Here is an 18,893-nt window from a genome sequence, read left to right on the forward strand (position 1 = left end):
CCGAGTGTCGCTCCGAGTGTCGCTTACGCGGCTCTCTTGAATTCTCACAAGGGCTTATTCAGAAGCAAACTGCTTCGCCGCCAGCGGCGCACCGCCCTCGTTCGTGAGGCGTATATAGTCGCCACCCACTCAAACTGTCAACTCCATTCCACGATGTTTTTGAACTTTTTGCGACAGAAGTTTTGGAGCCGGCTGACTGCCCCAGGGGAACATTGGGGTTGCCCAGAAGGAGCCCTATTGCCGCCGCATTGCCGTTCGACACCAAGGCCAACAAAGAAGGCCCTGCGCGACCCGCGCGGCGCCTTCCTATAAGAGACCAAATCGGGGCCTGCGCATCACCGGTCCGGTGCCTCTTATAAGAGCGTAAAGACGCCTCTTTATAAGGGGCCGTAAAACAGAGCGTGTGAGTGGGGATTTCGCCGCTTCGTTGACTTCACCCGCCGTGACAGGCAAATGTCATGGCCCAACAAGAGCCGACAAGCCGTTCCGCCCGGGGAAGAAGCAGCCTTTCTGGATGCCAGACACGGAAGATGTCATAGCCGAACTCGGCAATGAGCCGCCGCTGATCGCGGATGGCCGCAGCGGACCGCCCGACCGGCGCGAGGTTTCGGCGCGCTGGCTGTCGGGCACCTTCCTTACCGGCGTGACCTCGAGCGTGCTGATGGGCGTGGCGCTGTTTGCCGCCCTCGACGGCCGCCAGCAACTGGCAACCCCGCCCGAAATCGCCGAACTGGCCCAGCTCGAAAGCGGCGGCGATTCCGGCGAGGTCGCCAAGACCACCAGACTGGTGGCGCCGCGCCAGATCGCCAAGGCCAAGGACCGCCGGCGCATGGAAGTGTCGATGGTGACCAAGGTCGGCGACCGCGACGTTATCCACACCGTGCCGTTCGTGCAGATCAAGATGGCGCTGGCCGCCGGCCACACCACCAACCGGGCCTATCCGCCATTCGACCCGATGCAGGTGTTCGGCGACGACGGCGACTCAACGCCCGCGCAGCCGGCGACGGCTTCCGCGGTTGGCGGCCAGATCTACGGCGCCAAGGTCGAAAGCGAGATGAGCCTGAAGACGGTCGATTTCCCGATGGAGACGGCCTCTTTCGACGAAAAGAGCGACCTGTCCGCCGATGAGGTGGAAAGGGTGGTGCGCGAGGCCGGTACGGATCTCAGCGACGGCGCTATCCAGGTTGCCTCGCTGCATTATGTCGACCCGCAGCGATTCGGCGACGCCTTCGCCGAATCGATGGCCGGCTCCTATGACGTCAAGATCGTGCCGGAAAACGTTTCGGTGGCGCCGCGCGTCGCCCTCGACGACCAGACCCCGGCTTTCGCCGAGGAAATCATCCCCTTTACCAGGGACCGCGACATTGCCGAGGCCTTTGCCGATTCGGGCTATACGGGCGATGACGCGACCGGCATGGCCGAGGCGATCGGCAAGCTGCTCAACGCACCGGCGCTGAAGGCCGGAACCGTGTTGCGCGTCGGCCTCGAAGTGCATGGTGACGCCGCCAAGGTCGTTCGCACCAGCGTCTATGACAAGACCACGCATATCGTGACCATCGCGCTCGACGACCGCGGCCAGTATGTGCCAGCGCAGGAACCGGAGCCAAATCCCGAATTGCTGACCGCGTTCGATGATTCGTCGGCGCCGGTGGTTGTTCGCGGCAATCTGCCGAACGTCTATGACGGCATTTACCGCGCCGCGTATTCCTATGGCATGTCGAAGAAGCTGACCCAGCAACTGGTCAAGCTCCTGGCCTCCGGCGTCGATTTTCAGTCCAGGCTCAATCCGTCGGACCGCATCGACGTGCTGTTCTCGCAGCCGGACGGCGACGACCAGGCGTCCGACGAATCGGAACTACTCTATGTCTCGTCGACCTTCGGCGGCCAGACACGCAACTTCTACCGCTTCCAGATGCAGGACGGCTCGACCGACTATTTCGACGAGGATGGGTCGAGCGCCGAGCAGTTCCTGCTGCGCAATCCCCTACCCGCCGGGAAATTCCGCTCCGGCTTCGGCGCCCGCCGGCATCCGATCCTCGGCTATGTCCGCATGCATACCGGCGTCGACTGGGCAGCGCCGATCGGAACGCCGATCATCGCCGCCGGCAACGGCACCGTCGAAAAGGCTGGCTGGGCCGGCGGCTACGGCAAGCAGATCATCATCCGCCATGCCAATGGCTATGAGACGTCCTACAATCACCAGAGCGCTTTTGCCAAAGGCATCGAGCCGGGCGTTCATGTCCGCCAGGGCCAGACCATCGGCTTCCTCGGCCAGACCGGCCTCTCCACCGGTCCGCATCTTCACTATGAGCTGATCGTCAACGGCACCAAGGTCGACCCGATGCGCGTGCGCCTGCCGGTCGGCAAGGTTCTGAAGGGTGACGACCTCGTCGCCTTCAAGCGCGAACGCGAGCGCATCGACGACCTGCTCAAGCAGGAAGACAGCAATTCGCTGAAGGTCGCGAGCGCCAAGATCGAAGGCTGAGCCTTCACAACGAACGCTGAATCACATTTGCGCCGAATCAAAGCATTTCGAATCAGCCCGCTCGAATCAGGTCGGCTGATTCTCTTCGGCTCGTGACCAGGGCAGCCTTTGCCCCGAAACGGTCGCCCAGGCGATAATAGCAGCCAGCAGGCAAAGCACCGCCGTCACTGTCGACACGGCCGCGAACGCCGCATCGCTGGCGGCAAGCCGTGTTGCATCAAGTTCGGGCGCCAGGCTGGCCAATGCCGGTTCGCCGAACCCCGGAATGCCCGGCCTGACGCTGGTGTCGAGCATCGTCGAATAGACCCAGGCCGCGAGCGAACCCATCGCCGCCACAGCGATCAGCCCGCCAATGCGCGAAACCGCGTTGTTGATGCCGGAGGCGGCACCCGTATCCTTGTCTTCGACCGCCGTCATGATCGCCGTCGACAGGGGCGAGACCACCAGCGCCATGCCGAGCCCCATCACCGCCATCAGCGGAAACGTGCCGGTCCAGAAATTGTGCATGCCGGCATGGGAGAGCAGTGCGAGACCGGCAAAGGCGACGGCGACGACCAGGCAGCCGCAGGCAATCGGAAAGCGCGGACCGATGCGATCCGACCATTGGCCGACCGGACCCGACAGCAGCGCGATCGACGCCGAGAGCGGCAGGAAGATGAAGCCTACCTCCTTGGTGCTCAGCCCCCAGCCGGCGATCAAGAGCATCGGCAGATAGAACAAATTGGCCGACAGCGCGAAGTAGAGGAAGAAGGTGGCGACGTTGGCGCCGGCAAAGGCGCCGATCCGAAACAGCTTGAGATCAATCATCGGCTCGCTCTGCCGAAGCTCGAAGACAATGAAGATCACGAGCAGCACCGCGCCCGCGGCGATGCTCGGCCCCGACATCAGTCCACCGTCTTCGGCGCTCATCGCGGTCAGTCCGTAGGCAAGCGCCCCGAAGGCAAGCGTGGCGAGAGCGGCGCCGCCGAGATCGAGGCTTCGCTTCTCCGTCGGCGCGTCGGCGGGAATCTTGGCCAGCAGCAGATAGATCGAGATCAGCCCGAGCGGCAGGTTGACGGCGAAGATCGCCCGCCAGATGCCGCCGCCAAAAGCCGACAGGACGAAGCCGCCCAGCACCGGACCGAGCGCCGTCGTCAGCGCCGAAGCGGCCGCCCAGATGCCGATCGCCCGGCCGCGCTCGTTCTTCGGATAGGACTTGGCGATGATGGCGAGGCTGCCCGGCACCATGATCGCCGCACCAATGCCCTGAATGGCACGAAAGGCGATGAGCACCAGCGCATTCGGCGCCACCGCGCAGGCAAGCGAAGCGACAATGAACAGTGCAATGCCGGCGCCGAAGGCGCGCCTGAGGCCGAATCGGTCGCCGGCCGCACCGCCGGCCAGGATCAGCGCCGACAGCGTCAGTGCATAGGCATTGGAAATCCATTGCGCCTCGGCCAGGCTGGCGCCGAGGTCGACGCGGATCGCCGGCATTGCGATGGCCAGGATCGAACCGTCGATGAAGCCGAGCGCCGACGCCAGGATCGCCGCGACCAGCACGAATTTGCGCTGCGACGGCGGACAAAACGAACCGTTGGCAAGTGAGCTGGTCAGGGGAACGGCTGCGGCTTCGCTCGGAGACTTCATGAGCGCTGCTTAGACTTGTTGCGGGCGGCCAACAACCAGCCAGCGCCCCGCTGTCATGAATCCAGTCCCATCAATGGCCTGCCCGCATGGCAGGGTCACATCAACCTGGATGTAAACCGCCGGGGTCGTGCTAGATTTTCACGACGATCGCAAGCGAAGGGGAAGCCGCATGAAACGCCCGCTCGAACCATCGGTAGAGGCACGCGGGCGCGTTGTCGGCATCACCGATGGCGTCTTTGCCATTGCGCTTACCCTGATCGTGCTTGAGATTCGCGTGCCGGCGCACGAAATGGTCCACTCCGAGGGCGAGTTGCTTTCGGCAATCGCCGGGCTCGCGCCACGCTTCCTGACCTATGCGCTGAGTTTCCTCACGCTGACCATCTTCTGGTTCGGCCAGCAGGCGCAGCACGGGCTGATCGCCAGGTCCGATCGGCGGCTGGCCACGTTGAACCTGTGTTTTCTCGCCTTCATCGCCTTGCTGCCGTTCTCGACCGACCTGCTGGCCGATTTCCTCGAGTTCCGAACCGCGGTGATTGTCTACTGGCTCAACCTGCTGATGCTGGGCGTGACGCTGTTCGCCAGCTGGCGGTATGCGGACAAGAACGGCTTTCTGGCAGAGGATGTCGATGCGGAGACGAAGCGCACCGTCTATGTGCGCATCGTCAAGGCACAGATCCTGTGGGCCGTGGGCGCAGCACTCTGCCTCATCAGCCCGCTGCTCAGCGTCGGCTTTATCCTGGTCGTGCAGCTGATCTATGCACTCGCGTTGCGCAACTCACTGCTGCGCAACATCATCGGCTGAGGGTCCGCCGACGAACTCGACGGTCACGCCCGGCGACACAAGTTTGGCCAGTTCACGCGCATCCCAGTTGGTCAGGCGCACGCAGCCATGGCTTTCGGTCTTGCCGATCTTGGAGGGATCGGGCGTGCCGTGAATGCCATAGGTCGGCTTGTCCAGCGCGATCCACACCGAGCCGACCGGGCCGTTCGGACCCGGCGGAATGGTCAGGATCTTGTCGTTCTGGCCCTGCTTGAAATTGATGCTGGGGTTGTAGGTGTAGTTCGGATCGAGCGCGACGCGCGACACCGTATGGGTGCCGGTTGGCGACGGCGTGTCGGCTGAGCCGATAGTGGCCGGATAGGCTGCGACCAACTTGCCATCGGCGTCATAGGCGAACACCTGCTTCTTATCCTTGTCGGCGACGATGCGGGCAACCGGCGTTGCCACCAGCCTGCCGAAATTGGCGACCTTGATGATGGTGCCGGGACCATTAAAGTCGGCCTCGGGATTGAGCCCCTTCAGGTAGTTCTCATCCATGTGGAAGCGCTCGGCCAAGGCTTCGGTAACGGAGGTGTAAGCCATGCGGTCGAGCTGCGCCTTCTGGCTGTAGTCTTCCGGTATCGAGGCGACATAGGGGCCGGCCGCGTCCTCAGAGGTAATGGTATAATTGGCGAAAGCATCGCCGCCGGTTTGCGCCAGCGCTGCCTGGATGCCGACCGAATCGGTCGAGCGCAGATTGCTGCCGGTGATCTGGTTGTAGGCGGCAAGCGCCTTGTCGACATTGGAGCCGAAGCGTCCATCGATGACGCCGGGCGAGGCGCCGGCGCGGTCGAGCAGCACCTGCAAGGCAGCCACATCCTGGCGTGCGCCGAGTGAAAGCGAGGGATCGACGACGGTCTTGCCGCCCTCGGTCTTGGGCGGCAGAGCGGCCTCGTCGCCGGGCGCCGCCGGCTCGGCGGGATCGATCGAAGCTTCGTTCAGCGGCTGGCGCTTGACGGGTCCCGGCTCGGCCGAGTTCGGCGCTTCCGGATAGGTGTCGCTGTAGTTGCCGTCATCCTGCGGCGCCGACGGATAGGCATCCACCGAATTGCCGCTGTCAGGATCGTACTCGTTGTCCGGCGGAATGACCCTGCCTTCCTCTTCCAATTGCTTGCGGCGGAAACGCGCCATGTCTTCGGGATCGTCGAGATAATAGCGGTCGTCATCCCCGACCGGCGCGCGTCCAAGTTCGCGCGCCCGCATCTGGCGGCGCAGCGCACGGCGGTCGAGCCTGGTCTGCGGCGGCTGGATGGCGATGACCTTGCCGGTGTCGGCATCGACAATGACACGGTTGCCCCTGGCGTCGTAGTAGATGTCGAGATTGCCATCCTGGGCAAGCACGATGCCGCCGCTATCGGCAGCGCGAACAACCGGCAGCGCACTATCCACCGTCGGCGATGCCATGGCGCTGGACGCAAGCAGCCCGGCGGCGAGCACCGAAAAGGCAAAGATCGTGCGGAACATGGTGGTCAAACTCTCCGGTCCGTAATTGCCGCCGCTCCGGCAGTGTTCCCTTCAGAACGCACTCGCCTCCGTTTGGATGCGCAAGGAACGCCCTGACCGTCAAAAGCCTGCGGGCAAACCCCTTCGCCAGCAAACCAGAACATAAGCTTTCCAACATGAACCGGGCATGAAGATGGCGGATTTCAGGTCGCTACAGGCCCAGTTCCTTGCGTGTCTGCTTCGTCAGCTTGAGGACGACGAGGCGATGGCTTTCGCCGAGATAGTCCTTCAGCGCACCATCATCCATGCTTTGGCTTGTCTGACGCTGGATCCATTTCATGCCGCGCGAGGCGAGATAGGGCGCCGGCCGGCAGCCAGGCTGATCCTTCAGAATGTCAAAGGCCATTTCGGAACATTTGAAGGTGACGAAAAGCTGGTCGCCATCATTCCAGCCGCCTATGGCAAAGACCTTGCCGCCGACCTTCCAGACATGGGCGCCACCCCACTGCACGACATGCGTGGTCTGCGGCAGCGAGGCGCAGAAGCTGTTGTAGTCGTCCAGCGTCATGTGCGCCCCCCGCCAATTCACAAGAAAGCGCCGCGCGTCCGTTCGGGCGCGCGGCGTTTTGATCAGGCTGCTGCCTCGGTCGCCACCACGGTGGGCTTCGAGCGGAAATTCAGCCGGTCGGAGCCGGCGGTGACCTTGACGGTCGAGCCGTCGAGGATCTCGCCGAGCAGGATCTTCTCCGCCAACGGATCCTGCAGGTCCTTCTGYATCACCCGCTTCAACGGCCGCGCGCCATAGGCCGGGTCGTAGCCCTTGGCCGCCAACCAGTCGATCGATTCCTGGTCGAGCGACAGCGTGATCTTGCGGTCGACGAGCAGGTTTTCCAGCCGCTTGAGCTGGATCTCGACGATGCGGCCCATATCCTGCCGGCGCAGCCGGTGGAACAGGATCACCTCGTCGATGCGGTTGAAGAATTCCGGCCGGAACTCCTTCTTGACGAGGTTCATCACCTCGTCGCGGACGACATCGACGTCCTGGTCCTCGCCGAGATTGACCAGATATTCGGCACCGAGGTTCGACGTCATGATGATCAGCGTGTTGCGGAAGTCGACCGTGCGGCCCTGCCCGTCCGTCAGCCGGCCGTCGTCGAGCACCTGCAAAAGCACGTTGAAGACATCCGGATGCGCCTTCTCGATCTCGTCGAACAGCACGACCTGGTATGGCCGGCGCCGCACCGCTTCGGTCAGCGCGCCACCTTCCTCATAGCCGACATAGCCGGGAGGTGCGCCGATCAGCCGGGCGACCGAGTGCTTTTCCATGTATTCCGACATGTCGATACGCACCAAGGCGCTCTCGTCGTCGAACAGGAAATTGGCCAGCGCCTTGGTCAGCTCCGTCTTGCCGACACCGGTCGGGCCGAGGAACATGAACGAGCCGATCGGCCGGTTCGGATCCTGCAGCCCGGCGCGGGCACGACGCACGGCCTTGGAGACAGCCTGCACCGCCTCGCCCTGGCCGACGACACGCTTGCCGATCTCGTCTTCCATGCGCAACAACTTGTCGCGTTCGCCCTGCAGCATCTTGTCGACCGGAATGCCGGTCCAGCGCGACACGATATGGGCGACGTGGTCGGGCGTGACCACCTCTTCGACCATGCCGGCCTTGCCGTCCTGGGCCTCGGCTTCCCTGAGCTTCTTCTCCAGTTCCGGGATCTTGCCATAGGCAAGCTCGCCGGCGCGCTGGAATTCACCCTTGCGCTGGGCAATGGCAAGCTCGTTGCGAGCCTCATCAAGCTGCTTCTTCAAGTCGGCGGCAAGCCCAAGCTTCTGCTTCTCGGCCTGCCATCTGGTCGTGATCTCGGTTGATTCCTCCTCGAGGCCGACGAGTTCCTTTTCCAGACGGGCGAGCCGATCCTTCGAGGCGTCATCGGTCTCGACCTTCAGCGCCTCACGCTCGATCTTGAGCTGCATGATGCGGCGGTCGATCTCGTCCAGCGCTTCGGGCTTGGAATCGACCTGCATCCTGAGCCGCGACGCGGCTTCGTCGACAAGGTCGATCGCCTTGTCCGGCAGGAACCGGTCGGCGATGTAGCGGTTGGACAAGGTTGCCGCCGCGACCAGTGCCGAATCCGAAATGCGCACCTTGTGGTGCTGCTCGTATTTCTCCTTCAGGCCGCGCAGGATCGAAACCGTGTCTTCAACCGACGGCTCGTCGACGAACACCGGCTGGAAGCGGCGCGCGAGCGCCGCGTCCTTCTCGACATGTTTTCTGTATTCATCGAGCGTGGTCGCGCCGACGCAGTGCAGTTCGCCTCGCGCCAGCGCCGGCTTCAACAGGTTCGAAGCATCCATGGCGCCATCGGCCTTGCCGGCGCCGACCAGCGTGTGCATCTCGTCGATGAACAGGATGATGCCGCCGGCGGCAGCGGTGACTTCATTGAGCACGGCCTTCAGCCGCTCCTCGAACTCGCCGCGATATTTGGCGCCGGCAATCAGCGCGCCCATGTCGAGCGCCATCAGCTGCTTGTCCTTCAGCGATTCCGGCACGTCGCCATTGACGATGCGCAGCGCCAAGCCTTCGGCGATCGCCGTCTTGCCGACGCCGGGTTCGCCGATCAGTACCGGATTGTTCTTGGTGCGCCGCGACAGCACCTGGATGGTGCGGCGGATCTCGTCGTCGCGGCCGATCACCGGGTCCAGCTTGCCGGCGCGGGCGTCGGCGGTCAGGTCGCGCGCGTACTTCTTCAGTGCGTCATAAGCCTGCTCGGCGCTCGCCGAATCGGCGGTGCGGCCCTTGCGGACATCGTTAATCACCTGGTTCAGCGCCTGTGCGGTCACGCCGGCCTTGCCCAGGATATCAGCCGTCTTGGCGGACTTTTCCATGGCCAGCGCCTGCAACAGCCGCTCGACTGTGACAAACGAGTCGCCGGCCTTCTTGGCCAGTTCTTCCGCCGTCGAAAACACCTTGGCCAGCGGCTGCGCCAGATAGAGCTGGCCGTTGCCGCCTTCGACCTTGGGCATGGCCTCAAGTGCGGTTTCGACGCCGAGCTTGACGTCACGGACATTACCGCCGGCGCGCTCGATCAGCGAAGCGGCCAGCCCCTCATCGTCATCGACGAGGACTTTGAGCATATGTTCGGGAGTGAATTGCTGGTGGTTGCGCGAGAGCGCCATTGTCTGGGCGGACTGGATGAATCCGCGGACGCGCTCGGAGTATTTCTCGAGGTTCATATCTGTCTCCTTCCATCACCGGCCCGCTTTGCGGCACCGGATCAGATTGCGGTGACGGACCCGCTCATCCGAGCCGGGTCCAGTTCACGCCAGATATGGGGCGCAAGCCATTGCGGCTCAAGACGTCGGGCTGATGATATTGCATGCCCGCGCAAACGAAAACGGCGGAGATTTCTCTCCGCCGTTTTGCAAGGATTGCCGTCTTTGTCCGGTCAGTTGTTGGCGTCGACGACGAACGGGTCGCCGGCAGGGTTTTCAGCCGGTGCCGCATCCGCCACGTCAACAGCGGCAGCGGTCTCGCTGACGCGATCCATCTGGTCACCACCAGCCTGCTCGTCACCGACCTGATCGGCATTGGTGCGCGGGCGGCGCGGACGCCGCGGGCGACGGGCAGCGCCGCTCTCGGCGGCCGCCTCATTGAGCTCGGCCCGGGCAGCAAGAGCTGCCGGCGAAAGGTTTTCGTACACCGGTGCCGGCTCGGAAAAACCGGTCTCGGCCGCGGGCTCAGCCGCAGCGACGGTCTCCGCCTGTGCCGGCGTCTCGGTGAAGCGCTGCTGGTCGCCGCGCTGGCCGCTCTGCTCGCCGCGCTGGGCAAAGTCGCCACGCTGCTCGTTCTGGCCATAACCGCCACTGGGGCGACGGTCACGGTTGCGGCCATTGTTGTCGCGGCCATTATTGTTGCGGCCGTTGTTGTCACGGCCATTGTTGTTGTCGCGGCCGTTTTCCTGGCCATATGCCAGTTCGGCCGGCGTGCCTTCGATCGTCGGCTGCGGGCCGTTGCCGGGGTTGGCCAGCGGAGCTTGCGTCTCGCCACCATTGTTGTTGCCGGCACTGTCGAAATCGTCGCGATCTTCGTCGTCGTCGAAATCGTCGCGGTTCTGCTGGGCATTCTGGATCGGCATCTGCGCCTGAGCGGCGGCAATGATGCGATTGTAGTGCTCGGCATGCTGGAGGTAGTTCTCCGCCATCACCCGGTCGCCGGAGCTTTGCGCGTCACGGGCCAGAGTGGCGTATTTTTCGGCGATCTGCTGAGCCGATCCGCGGATCTTCACGTCCGGGCCATTGCTCTCGTAGTTGCGCGTCAGGGGGTTGGGGCCCTTGCGGTTGTTGTTGTTATTGTTGTTGCCACCGCCGCCGCCATTGTTGTTGCGACCGCGCATGCGCCTGTTCTGCTGTTGTGGCCTCATTAGACTCTCTTCATTTTGAAATTTTCGAAAAACTTTTCACGAACGGAGGCGCTCATGCAGCCAGCCGTTTCGTTTCTTCACCGGCGTTCGCCCGCATCAATTGCGTTGGCGCCACGTGTCATCCTGTTCCGGTTACATCACTTGCCGGACGATTCCCGCACGAAGCTTGGGCGTCGTTTGCGCAAGAAGGCAGCTATTTCCAAGGAAAACCGAATCGCTAAGAGCACTGCCTGCTTCGTCTCATCCGGTTAAGGGGACCCTAGCCGCATTCCCCGGCATTGCCAAGCGCTTTTTTGCACTGCGTCAAGGCTTTCCCTGTTCAAACACAAGAACCCTGTCATTTCCGCCAAGGTCGACAAATGCTCCGGCCAGCCTGTAGCCAGCTGCCGCGAATATGTCTTTGACCTCATTGCGCTGCGTGTGGCCGATCTCGACCGCAATCTTGCCTTGTGCTTCCAGAAACCTTGCCGCCTCGGCGGCGATTATCCTGTAGGGGCCAAGACCGTCCACACCGCCATCAAGGGCTCTGCATGGATCGAAATCGCGGACCTCGTCCTGCAGATTTCCAATGTCTCCAGAGGGTATATAGGGAGGGTTTGCGGCAATTACATGGTACCGGCCTGAAACTTTTGCGAACCAATCGGAGTGCAGGGCCTCAAACCGGCCGGCCAGCCCGAGTTGCCTGGCATTGCGGGTCGCGGTCGTGAGCGCATCTTGCGAAATATCCACGCCGGTGGCGGTCGCGGCCGGAACGGCGCTGAGCAGCGCCAGCGCAATGGCGCCGGTGCCAGTGCCAAGATCGAGTATGCGGCATTCCCCCAGCCTTTCGGCCGTTTCGCTGGCGAAGGGCAGGATCGCCTCGACCAGCGTTTCGGTGTCCGGCCGCGGCTCCAGTGTTTCCGGCGACAGCGCGAGGCGCAAGCCGTAGAATTCGCGATAGCCAAGGATGCGGTGCACCGGCTCTCCGGCAAGGCGTCGCTGCAAGGCGGCATCGATTGCCGTGACCGCACCGGCATCGAGCGCCCTTTGCGGATCGGCGATGGCTTGCGTGCGGTCTGTGCCGGAGAAATGTTCGACGATCAGCCTGGCATCCAGCGCCGGGTCGGCGAGACCAGCCGCGGCAAGCCGCTCCCGCGCTGCCCGCAGCAGCGGCCCGAGCGTGCCGGGCAGGATGTCAGCCATCGAGGCCAATATCGGCGAGCAGCTTCGACTGGTGGTCGGCGATGAGCGCGTTGATGACCTCGTCGAGCTCGCCCATCATCACCCGGTCGAGCTTGTAGAGCGTCAGGTTGATGCGGTGATCGGTAAGGCGCCCTTGCGGAAAATTGTAGGTGCGGATGCGCTCCGAACGGTCGCCGGAACCCACCTGCGATTTTCGCGCTTCGGAGCGCTCGTCGTCCGCCTTGCTGCGCTCCATGTCATAGAGCCGCGCACGCAGGATCTGCATGGCTTTGGCCCGGTTCTGGTGCTGCGACTTCTCCGCCTGCACGACCATGATGCCGGTCGGCAGATGGGTGATACGCACCGCCGAATCGGTGGTGTTGACGTGCTGGCCGCCGGAACCCGAGGCGCGCATGGTGTCGATGCGAATGTCCTCGGCGCGGATGTCGATATCGACCTCTTCGGCTTCCGGCAGCACGGCGACCGTCGCCGCAGAGGTATGGATGCGCCCGCTGGCCTCGGTCGCCGGCACGCGCTGCACGCGATGCACGCCGGATTCGAATTTCAGATGGGCAAAGACGCCCCGGCCGGAAATGGTGGCGATGATTTCCTTGAAGCCGCCGGCATCGCCGTCACTGGCCGACACCGTCTCAAAGCGCCAGCCGCGTTCGGCGGCATAGCGCTCATACATGCGAAACAGGTCGCCGGCGAAAAGCGCTGCCTCATCGCCGCCGGTGCCGGCACGGATTTCGAGGATGGCGTTCTTGTCGTCGGCGGCATCCCTGGGCAGCAACAGGATCTGGATGTCCTTCTGCAGTTCCTCGATGCGCTCCTCGACCCCGGGCAGATCGGCCTCGGCCAATGCCCTCATCTCGGCATCGGTCCCCTTGTCGGCAAGCATCGCCTCAAGGTCGGCCTGCTCATGCTCGGCTGAGCGCAATTCCCGGACCTTGGCCACCATCTCCTGCAGCTCGGCATATTCCGACGCCATCTTTACATAGGCATCGGCCGCCGGCCCGGCCGACATCTGCGCTTCGAGCATCTCGAAACGCTTGACGACCTGATCCATACGCTCGCGGGGAAGATTGATCATGATCTTGAAACTTCGGTGGAATTCACGTCAGGGCGAGTCGAAAATGGCGAGTTTTGAGAACCGGAGCGGAATGTACATTTGGGTACATGAGCACCGGAAGCGCAGAAAGTTGCCATTTGCAGACCGCCCTCACGTGAATCTAGAGAGGGATGGAGCGGTCGTCGGCAAAGGCCTGCAGCAGCGCCCGCATCGGCAGCCCATGCGCCGGCGCCATCAAATTATCATCGAAGAACGCCTGCAATTCCTCCAGCGGCAGTTCGGTCAGCATCGCCTTGACCGGGCCGATCGAGGCCGGCGACATCGAGATCGAGCGGTAGCCAAGGCCGATCAGCGCCATGGCGGAGATGGGTTTTCCCGCCAGTTCGCCGCACAGCGTCACTGGCGTGTGGTTGCGTGCGCCGGCATCGGCAATCTGCTTCAGCACTCTGAGGAACGGCGCCGACAGCGTGTCGAAGCGGTTGGATAGCTGCGTGTTGCCGCGATCGACCGCCATGACGAACTGGAACAAATCGTTGGAGCCGACCGAGACGAAATCCACCGCCTTCATCAGATCGTCGAGCTGGAACAGCAGCGACGGCACTTCCAGCATGGCGCCAAGCTTGAGGCTTGTCGGCAGATGATGGGCAAAGCGCGAGAGATGCCGGACCTCACGGTCGATGATCTCGCGCGCCTGGGCGATTTCGCCGAGTTCGGTCACCATCGGCAGCATCAGCTTCAGTTCGCGTCCGCCGCAGGCCTTCAGCAGAGCGCGAATCTGCGTCCTGAGCAGGCCCGGCCGGTCGAGCGTCAGGCGGATCGCCCGCCAGCCCAGCGCCGGGTTTTCTTCCTGGATCGCACCCTTGAAGTAGGGCAGCACCTTGTCGCCGCCAATGTCGATGGTGCGGAAGGTGACCGGCTTGCCGCGCGCCGCGTCGAGCACGTCGCGGTAGAGTTTCTCCTGCGCCTCGGCGCGCGGGAAGGTCGAGGCGACCATGAACTGCAATTCAGTGCGGAACAGGCCGATGCCAGCCGCGCCCGCCTCGGCCAGCTGCGGCAGATCGACGGCCAGGCCCGCATTCATCAACAAATCGACCTGGACGCCGTCCTTGGTCATTGATGGCTTCTTGCGCAGTTCCCGATAGACTTCCTGCCGGCGCGCCCGGAAGCGGACTTTTTCGGCATAGGCGGCTTCGAGGTCCGGCTGAGGCCGCAGATGGATCGTGCCTTCCTCACCGTCGACGATGATGGCATCGCCGTTTTCCGCCATGGAAACGGCGCCCTTCATCTGGCCGGCGACCGGAATGCCCATGGCGCGCGCGACGATAACGACATGGCTGGTGGCGGCGCCGTCTTCCAGCACCACGCCGCGCAGTTTGTCGCGGGGATAGTCGAGCAGCTCGGCCGCGCCCATCGAACGGGCGACCAGGATGGCGTCCTTCGGCAAGGACGCCGCGACATCCTCCGGCCCGCGGCCCATCAGCTGGCGCAGCAGCCGGTTGGCGAGATCGTCGAAATCGCTCATCCGCTCGCGCAGATAGGGATCGGTCATGTGCAGCATGCGGGCGCGCATGTCGCTCTGCACCTTTTCCACCGCCGCTTCCGCCGTCAGGCCGTTGCGGATCGCCTCTTCCAGCCGGCGCACCCAGCCGCGGTCGTTGGCGAACATGCGATAGGCTTCGAGCACCTCGCGATGCTCGCCCTCGAAGGCGACGTCGCGACGCTCCAGCATGTCGTCGATGGAAAGCCTGAGCGATCCGAGCGAGGTTTCCAGCCGGCGCACCTCCTCTTCGCTGTCCTCGTTGAACAGATTGGTGACGACGATGCGCGGCTCGTGCAGAACGACATGGCCAAGCCCGACGCCGTCATTGAAGGACAGGCCGGTAAAGCTTACGGGACGGCGCAGATCGAGTTCGAGGCCGGGCCGGGTCAAGCGCGCCAGATCGCCGGTGGCGATCATCTCGGCGATCACCATGGCGGTGGTTTCCAGCGCCTCGACCTCGTCGTCGCGATAGTGGCGCATGGTCTTGTTCTGCACCACCAGCACGCCGAGCGTGCGCCCTGCCCTCAGCACCGGCACGCCGAGGAAGGAGTTGTAGATCTCTTCGCCCGTCTCCGGCAGGTAGGCGAAGGCCGGGTGTTCCTGCGCATTGGAGAGGTTGAGCGGCCGGGCGCTGGCGGCAATCGTGCCGACCAGGCCCTGCCCCAGCCGCAACTGCGCCAAGTGGACGGCGTTCGGGTTCAGACCCTCGGTGGCGTAGAGTTCGAGCACCGAATCGGCGCGCAGCACATAGAGCGAGCAGACTTCGGCGACCATGTTGGAGGCGATGTCGCGCACGATCCGGTCGAGCCGCTCCTGCGGCTCCAGCGGCTCCTGCATGAGCTCGCGGAGCCGTTTCAGCAGAACGCGCGGGCCACTGGCCGTATCACGCATCGCGGCTTCTTCTCCAATGGGCATTTTGCCCGCCGCAGTTTCCACTGCGACCGGCGCACACGCAACAACTCAAATCGTTCTCGCTACTGCTTATCCAGACCGTAGACGGAATGCAAAGTGCGAACCGCCAGTTCGGTGTAGGGACCGTCGATCAGTATCGAAATCTTGATCTCGGAGGTGGTGATGGCGCGGATATTGATCGACTTGTCGGCCAGCGCCTTGAAGGCGGTGGCGGCGACGCCGGCATGGCTGCGCATGCCGATGCCGATGACCGAAACCTTCGACATGCCGGCTTCGGACTGCACGACGTCATAGCCGATCGAAGCCTTTAGGCGCTCGAGCACGGCCAACGCCTTGTCGACATCGCCGGACGGCACGGTAAAGGTCATGTCGGTGAACTTGCCGTCCTCGGAAATGTTCTGGACGATCATGTCGACATTGATATTGGCTTCGGCCAGCGGGCCGAAAATGCCGGCGGCAACGCCCGGGCGGTCGCCGACGCGGCGCAGCGAAATCTGCGCTTCGTCCTTGGCGTAGGCAATTCCGGTGACGACCTGCTGTTCCACGATCTCTTCCTCGTCGCAAATGAGCGTTCCCGGGGGATTGAGCAAATCCCCCATTCCGGGCGCATCGGGATCGTCGAAGGACGACCGCACGAAGGTACGCACCCTGTGCACCATGGCAAGCTCGACCGACCGCACCTGCAGCACCTTGGCGCCGAGCGAGGCCATTTCGAGCATTTCCTCGAACGAAATCTTGTTGAGCCGCCGCGCCTTCGGCTCGATGCGCGGATCGGTGGTATAGACACCGTCGACGTCGGTGTAGATGTCGCAGCGGTCGGCCTTGACCGCCGCGGCAATGGCCACGGCGCTGGTGTCTGATCCCCCACGGCCGAGCGTAGCGATGCGATTGTCGGGGCCGATGCCCTGGAAACCGGCGACGACAGCCACCTGTCCCTCGCCGAAGCGCTTGACCAGAAACGCGCCATCGATGTCCAAAATGCGCGCCGCGCCATGCGCATTGTCGGTCTTGATCGGGATCTGCCAGCCCTGCCAGGAGCGGGCGTGGACACCCATATTCTGCAGCGTGATCGCCAGAAGGCCGGCGGTGACCTGCTCGCCCGAGGCGACGACGGCGTCATATTCGCGCGCGTCGTGCATCGGCGAGGCTTCGCGCGTCCAGGCTACCAGCTCATTGGTCTTGCCGGACATCGCCGAGACCACGACCGCGACCTCATGGCCGGCATCGACCTCGCGTTTGACGTGACGCGCCACGTTGCGGATGCGGGCGATGTCGGCGACGGAGGTTCCGCCGAATTTCATCACGATGCGCGCCATGGAAGCGAAATGCCTTTGACTGAAGCCGGCCCGGAGCCGAAAGGGGAAGAAAGCGTCCGACAGAAGCCAGCCGCTGAATGCGCGGCCTCCTTAGCCAAATGATCACGGTTTCGCAAGGCTGGCCACGGATTGCCGGCTTCAGGACGACGGCATATTGCGTTCCGCCTCGCCGCCGCTTACCAAATGCTGCCCGCGGGGAATTCCTTTTGGTCCGGCATATCAAATGATTGCTCGTCTTCGACGTGCCATGCGCTGGCAATCGCTGCCGCTTTTCGTCGGCTTCGCCGTGCTGGCGCTGATCGTCGGCACGCGCGCCGTGCTGGTCGAGGGCCAGAGGGCCAATCGCGAAGCCGCGCGCGAGGCGATCGAGTATCAGGAATCGCTGTCAGGCCTGCTTTCGCTGGCGCAGGACGCCGAAACCAGCCAGCGCGGTTATCTCCTGACCGGTGAGAAATCTTACCTCCAGTCCTATCGGCAGGCGGTCAAGGCCATTCCGGGCCAGCTTGCCCGCATCGACAGCATGACCACGCCGGACGACGAACTCGTCCAGCAGATCAATCGCATCAAGGACGCGCTTTCGCTGAAGCAGGCTGATATGGCGCAGACGATTGCTCTTTACGATCGCGGCGATGCGGCGAAAGCACTGGAACTGGTTCGCGGCGGCCAGGGCAAGGCCGCCATGGACCAGATCCGGGCCAGCATGGACACGATCCGGCGCATCGGCGGTGCGGCCATTGCTGCCCGCGACGAACATACCGACCGGGTCGAAAGCTGGCTGCGCATCGGCTCGCTGGCGGCGCTGCTGGCGATCTTCCTGCTTGGCGCCTACACGATCCGACTGTCGCGGCGCCGTTTCCGCGAGGTCGCTGTCGCCCAGGAAGAGCTGATGCGCAAGAACATCGAGCTCGGCAACGAGATCCGGACGCGCGAAACGGCCGAATCGCAGATGCGCCAGATGCAGAAGATGGAGGCGGTCGGCCAGCTGACCGGCGGTATCGCCCACGATTTCAACAACATGCTGGCGGTCATCATCAGCGCCATGAACCTTGCCCAGCGCAAGCTGGCGCGGGGTGAGCAAGACATCATAAAATTTATCGAAGCCGCGACCGACGCGGCGACCCGGGCCGCCAATCTGACAGCACGGCTGCTCGCCTTCTCGCGCCAACAGCCGCTGGCGCCGCAGGTGGTTGACACCAATCGTCTGGTCACCGGGATGTCGGACTTGTTGCGGCGGGCGCTCGGCGAAACCATCCGCATCGAAACGGTGCTGGCCGGCGGCCTGTGGAAGACCCATGCCGATCCAAGCCAGATCGAGAACGCCATCCTCAATCTGGCGGTCAATGCCCGCGACGCCATGGGCGACAATGGCAAGCTGACCATCGAGACCGCCAACTGCCATCTCGACGACAGCTATGCCGCCACCCATGCCGAGGTCAAAGCCGGCCAGTATGTGATGATCGCGGTCAGCGATACTGGCGAAGGCATGCCGGCTGAAATCATGGCCAAGGCATTCGAACCATTCTTCACCACCAAGCCGGTCAGCAAGGGCACTGGCCTGGGGCTGAGCCAGGTGTTCGGCTTCGTCAAACAGTCGGGCGGTCACGTCAAGATCTATTCCGAACCCGGCGAAGGCACGACGATCAAGATCTATCTGCCGCGTTTCTTCGGCGCGGAAGAGGCCGTCCTGCCCGCCGGCCGGGGCGACAATCCTGCTGCGGTCACCGAGACGATCCTCGTCGTCGAAGACGATGCTCGCGTGCGCGCTTCGACCACGGATGCGCTGCGCGAACTCGGTTACACCGTCATCCATGCCGGCAGCGGCCATGAAGCGCTGCAGAAACTGGCAGACAATCCGGGTGTCGCACTTCTGTTCACCGACATTGTCATGCCGGTGATGAATGGTCGCAAGCTCGCCGAGGAAGCGCTTGCGCGCCTGCCACAGCTGAAGGTGATCTTCACCACCGGCTTCACCAGGAACGCCGTGGTCCACAACGGCGTGCTCGACCACGACGTGCATTTCCTGGCCAAGCCCTTCACCATCGAGCAACTGGCGGCAAAACTGCGCGACGTGCTGGACGCAAAATAGGCGGGTGC

General features: G+C 63.5%; 12 protein-coding genes. 3 read left to right on the plus strand and 9 right to left on the minus strand.

The features are described from left to right. The first annotated feature begins 514 nt into the window (after nucleotides 1–514). Nucleotides 515–2,485, plus strand: coding sequence for a M23 family metallopeptidase (locus tag AC1DYO_RS29425; protein WP_477267891.1), 1,971 nt, complete (start codon nucleotides 515–517; stop codon nucleotides 2,483–2,485). 66 nt (nucleotides 2,486–2,551) lie between these two features. Here AC1DYO_RS29425 and AC1DYO_RS29430 read toward each other — a convergent pair whose 3' ends face one another. Next, complete coding sequence (locus tag AC1DYO_RS29430; RefSeq protein ID WP_477267892.1) at nucleotides 2,552–4,111, minus strand: MFS transporter; 1,560 nt, start codon at nucleotides 4,109–4,111, stop codon at nucleotides 2,552–2,554. A 169-nt stretch (nucleotides 4,112–4,280) separates the two neighbouring features. Here AC1DYO_RS29430 and AC1DYO_RS29435 point away from each other — a divergent pair, with 169 nt between their 5' ends. Then, a complete protein-coding gene (locus tag AC1DYO_RS29435; protein ID WP_477267893.1) occupies nucleotides 4,281–4,913 on the plus strand; it encodes a TMEM175 family protein in 633 nt (210 codons plus the stop codon). Here the strand turns inward: AC1DYO_RS29435 and AC1DYO_RS29440 are convergent. The 8 genes from AC1DYO_RS29440 to AC1DYO_RS29475 all read right to left on the minus strand — a co-directional run bounded on the left by AC1DYO_RS29440 (nucleotide 4,887) and on the right by AC1DYO_RS29475 (nucleotide 16,799). Then, the gene (locus AC1DYO_RS29440) at nucleotides 4,887–6,395 is read right to left on the minus strand and encodes a L,D-transpeptidase family protein (RefSeq protein WP_477267894.1); all 1,509 of its coding nucleotides are present in this window, start codon (nucleotides 6,393–6,395) and stop codon (nucleotides 4,887–4,889) included. The two genes, AC1DYO_RS29435 and AC1DYO_RS29440, sit on opposite strands and share 27 nt — an antisense overlap. 190 nt (nucleotides 6,396–6,585) lie before the next feature. Then, nucleotides 6,586–6,942 (minus strand): MmcQ/YjbR family DNA-binding protein, encoded by a 357-nt coding sequence (locus tag AC1DYO_RS29445; protein WP_477267895.1) that lies wholly within the window; start codon nucleotides 6,940–6,942, stop codon nucleotides 6,586–6,588. 62 nt (nucleotides 6,943–7,004) lie between these two features. Continuing rightward, entirely contained in the window at nucleotides 7,005–9,611 is a 2,607-nt protein-coding gene (gene clpB, locus AC1DYO_RS29450) for an ATP-dependent chaperone ClpB (protein WP_477267896.1), read from the minus strand. A 212-nt stretch (nucleotides 9,612–9,823) separates the two neighbouring features. Next, nucleotides 9,824–10,798: a DUF4167 domain-containing protein gene (locus tag AC1DYO_RS29455; RefSeq protein ID WP_477267897.1), complete on the minus strand. Its 975-nt coding sequence runs from the start codon at nucleotides 10,796–10,798 to the stop codon at nucleotides 9,824–9,826. A 303-nt stretch (nucleotides 10,799–11,101) separates the two neighbouring features. Next, nucleotides 11,102–11,980, minus strand: coding sequence for a peptide chain release factor N(5)-glutamine methyltransferase (prmC, locus tag AC1DYO_RS29460; RefSeq protein WP_477267898.1), 879 nt, complete (start codon nucleotides 11,978–11,980; stop codon nucleotides 11,102–11,104). Beyond that, on the minus strand, nucleotides 11,973–13,052 hold the full coding sequence (prfA, locus tag AC1DYO_RS29465) for a peptide chain release factor 1 (protein ID WP_477267899.1): 1,080 nt from the start codon (nucleotides 13,050–13,052) through the stop codon (nucleotides 11,973–11,975). The genes prmC and prfA overlap by 8 nt, the downstream gene beginning before the upstream one ends. A gap of 139 nt (nucleotides 13,053–13,191) precedes the next feature. Then, the gene (gene ptsP, locus AC1DYO_RS29470) at nucleotides 13,192–15,462 is read right to left on the minus strand and encodes a phosphoenolpyruvate--protein phosphotransferase (RefSeq protein WP_181061960.1); all 2,271 of its coding nucleotides are present in this window, start codon (nucleotides 15,460–15,462) and stop codon (nucleotides 13,192–13,194) included. Nucleotides 15,463–15,545: 83 nt separating this feature from the next. Beyond that, complete coding sequence (locus AC1DYO_RS29475; RefSeq protein WP_477267900.1) at nucleotides 15,546–16,799, minus strand: aspartate kinase; 1,254 nt, start codon at nucleotides 16,797–16,799, stop codon at nucleotides 15,546–15,548. Between the two features lie 247 nt (nucleotides 16,800–17,046). Here AC1DYO_RS29475 and AC1DYO_RS29480 point away from each other — a divergent pair, with 247 nt between their 5' ends. Then, nucleotides 17,047–18,885: a CHASE3 domain-containing protein gene (locus AC1DYO_RS29480; protein ID WP_477267901.1), complete on the plus strand. Its 1,839-nt coding sequence runs from the start codon at nucleotides 17,047–17,049 to the stop codon at nucleotides 18,883–18,885. The last annotated feature ends 8 nt before the right edge of the window (nucleotides 18,886–18,893 follow it).

It is taken from the genome of Mesorhizobium sp. P2_F5 (genome assembly GCF_056403715.1).

Bases quoted from the DNA above. Each gene is read 5' to 3' on its own strand.
- AC1DYO_RS29425 (WP_477267891.1), top strand. From the start codon at position 515: ATGCCAGACACGGAAGATGTCATAGCCGAACTCGGCAATGAGCCGCCG.
- AC1DYO_RS29440 (WP_477267894.1), bottom strand. From the start codon at position 6,395: ATGTTCCGCACGATCTTTGCCTTTTCGGTGCTCGCCGCCGGGCTGCTT.
- AC1DYO_RS29455 (WP_477267897.1), bottom strand. From the start codon at position 10,798: ATGAGGCCACAACAGCAGAACAGGCGCATGCGCGGTCGCAACAACAAT.
- ptsP (WP_181061960.1), bottom strand. From the start codon at position 15,462: ATGCGTGATACGGCCAGTGGCCCGCGCGTTCTGCTGAAACGGCTCCGC.
- prmC (WP_477267898.1), bottom strand. From the start codon at position 11,980: ATGGCTGACATCCTGCCCGGCACGCTCGGGCCGCTGCTGCGGGCAGCG.
- prfA (WP_477267899.1), bottom strand. From the start codon at position 13,052: ATGATCAATCTTCCCCGCGAGCGTATGGATCAGGTCGTCAAGCGTTTC.
- AC1DYO_RS29475 (WP_477267900.1), bottom strand. From the start codon at position 16,799: ATGGCGCGCATCGTGATGAAATTCGGCGGAACCTCCGTCGCCGACATC.
- AC1DYO_RS29480 (WP_477267901.1), top strand. From the start codon at position 17,047: ATGCGCTGGCAATCGCTGCCGCTTTTCGTCGGCTTCGCCGTGCTGGCG.
- AC1DYO_RS29430 (WP_477267892.1), bottom strand. From the start codon at position 4,111: ATGAAGTCTCCGAGCGAAGCCGCAGCCGTTCCCCTGACCAGCTCACTT.
- AC1DYO_RS29435 (WP_477267893.1), top strand. From the start codon at position 4,281: ATGAAACGCCCGCTCGAACCATCGGTAGAGGCACGCGGGCGCGTTGTC.
- AC1DYO_RS29445 (WP_477267895.1), bottom strand. From the start codon at position 6,942: ATGACGCTGGACGACTACAACAGCTTCTGCGCCTCGCTGCCGCAGACC.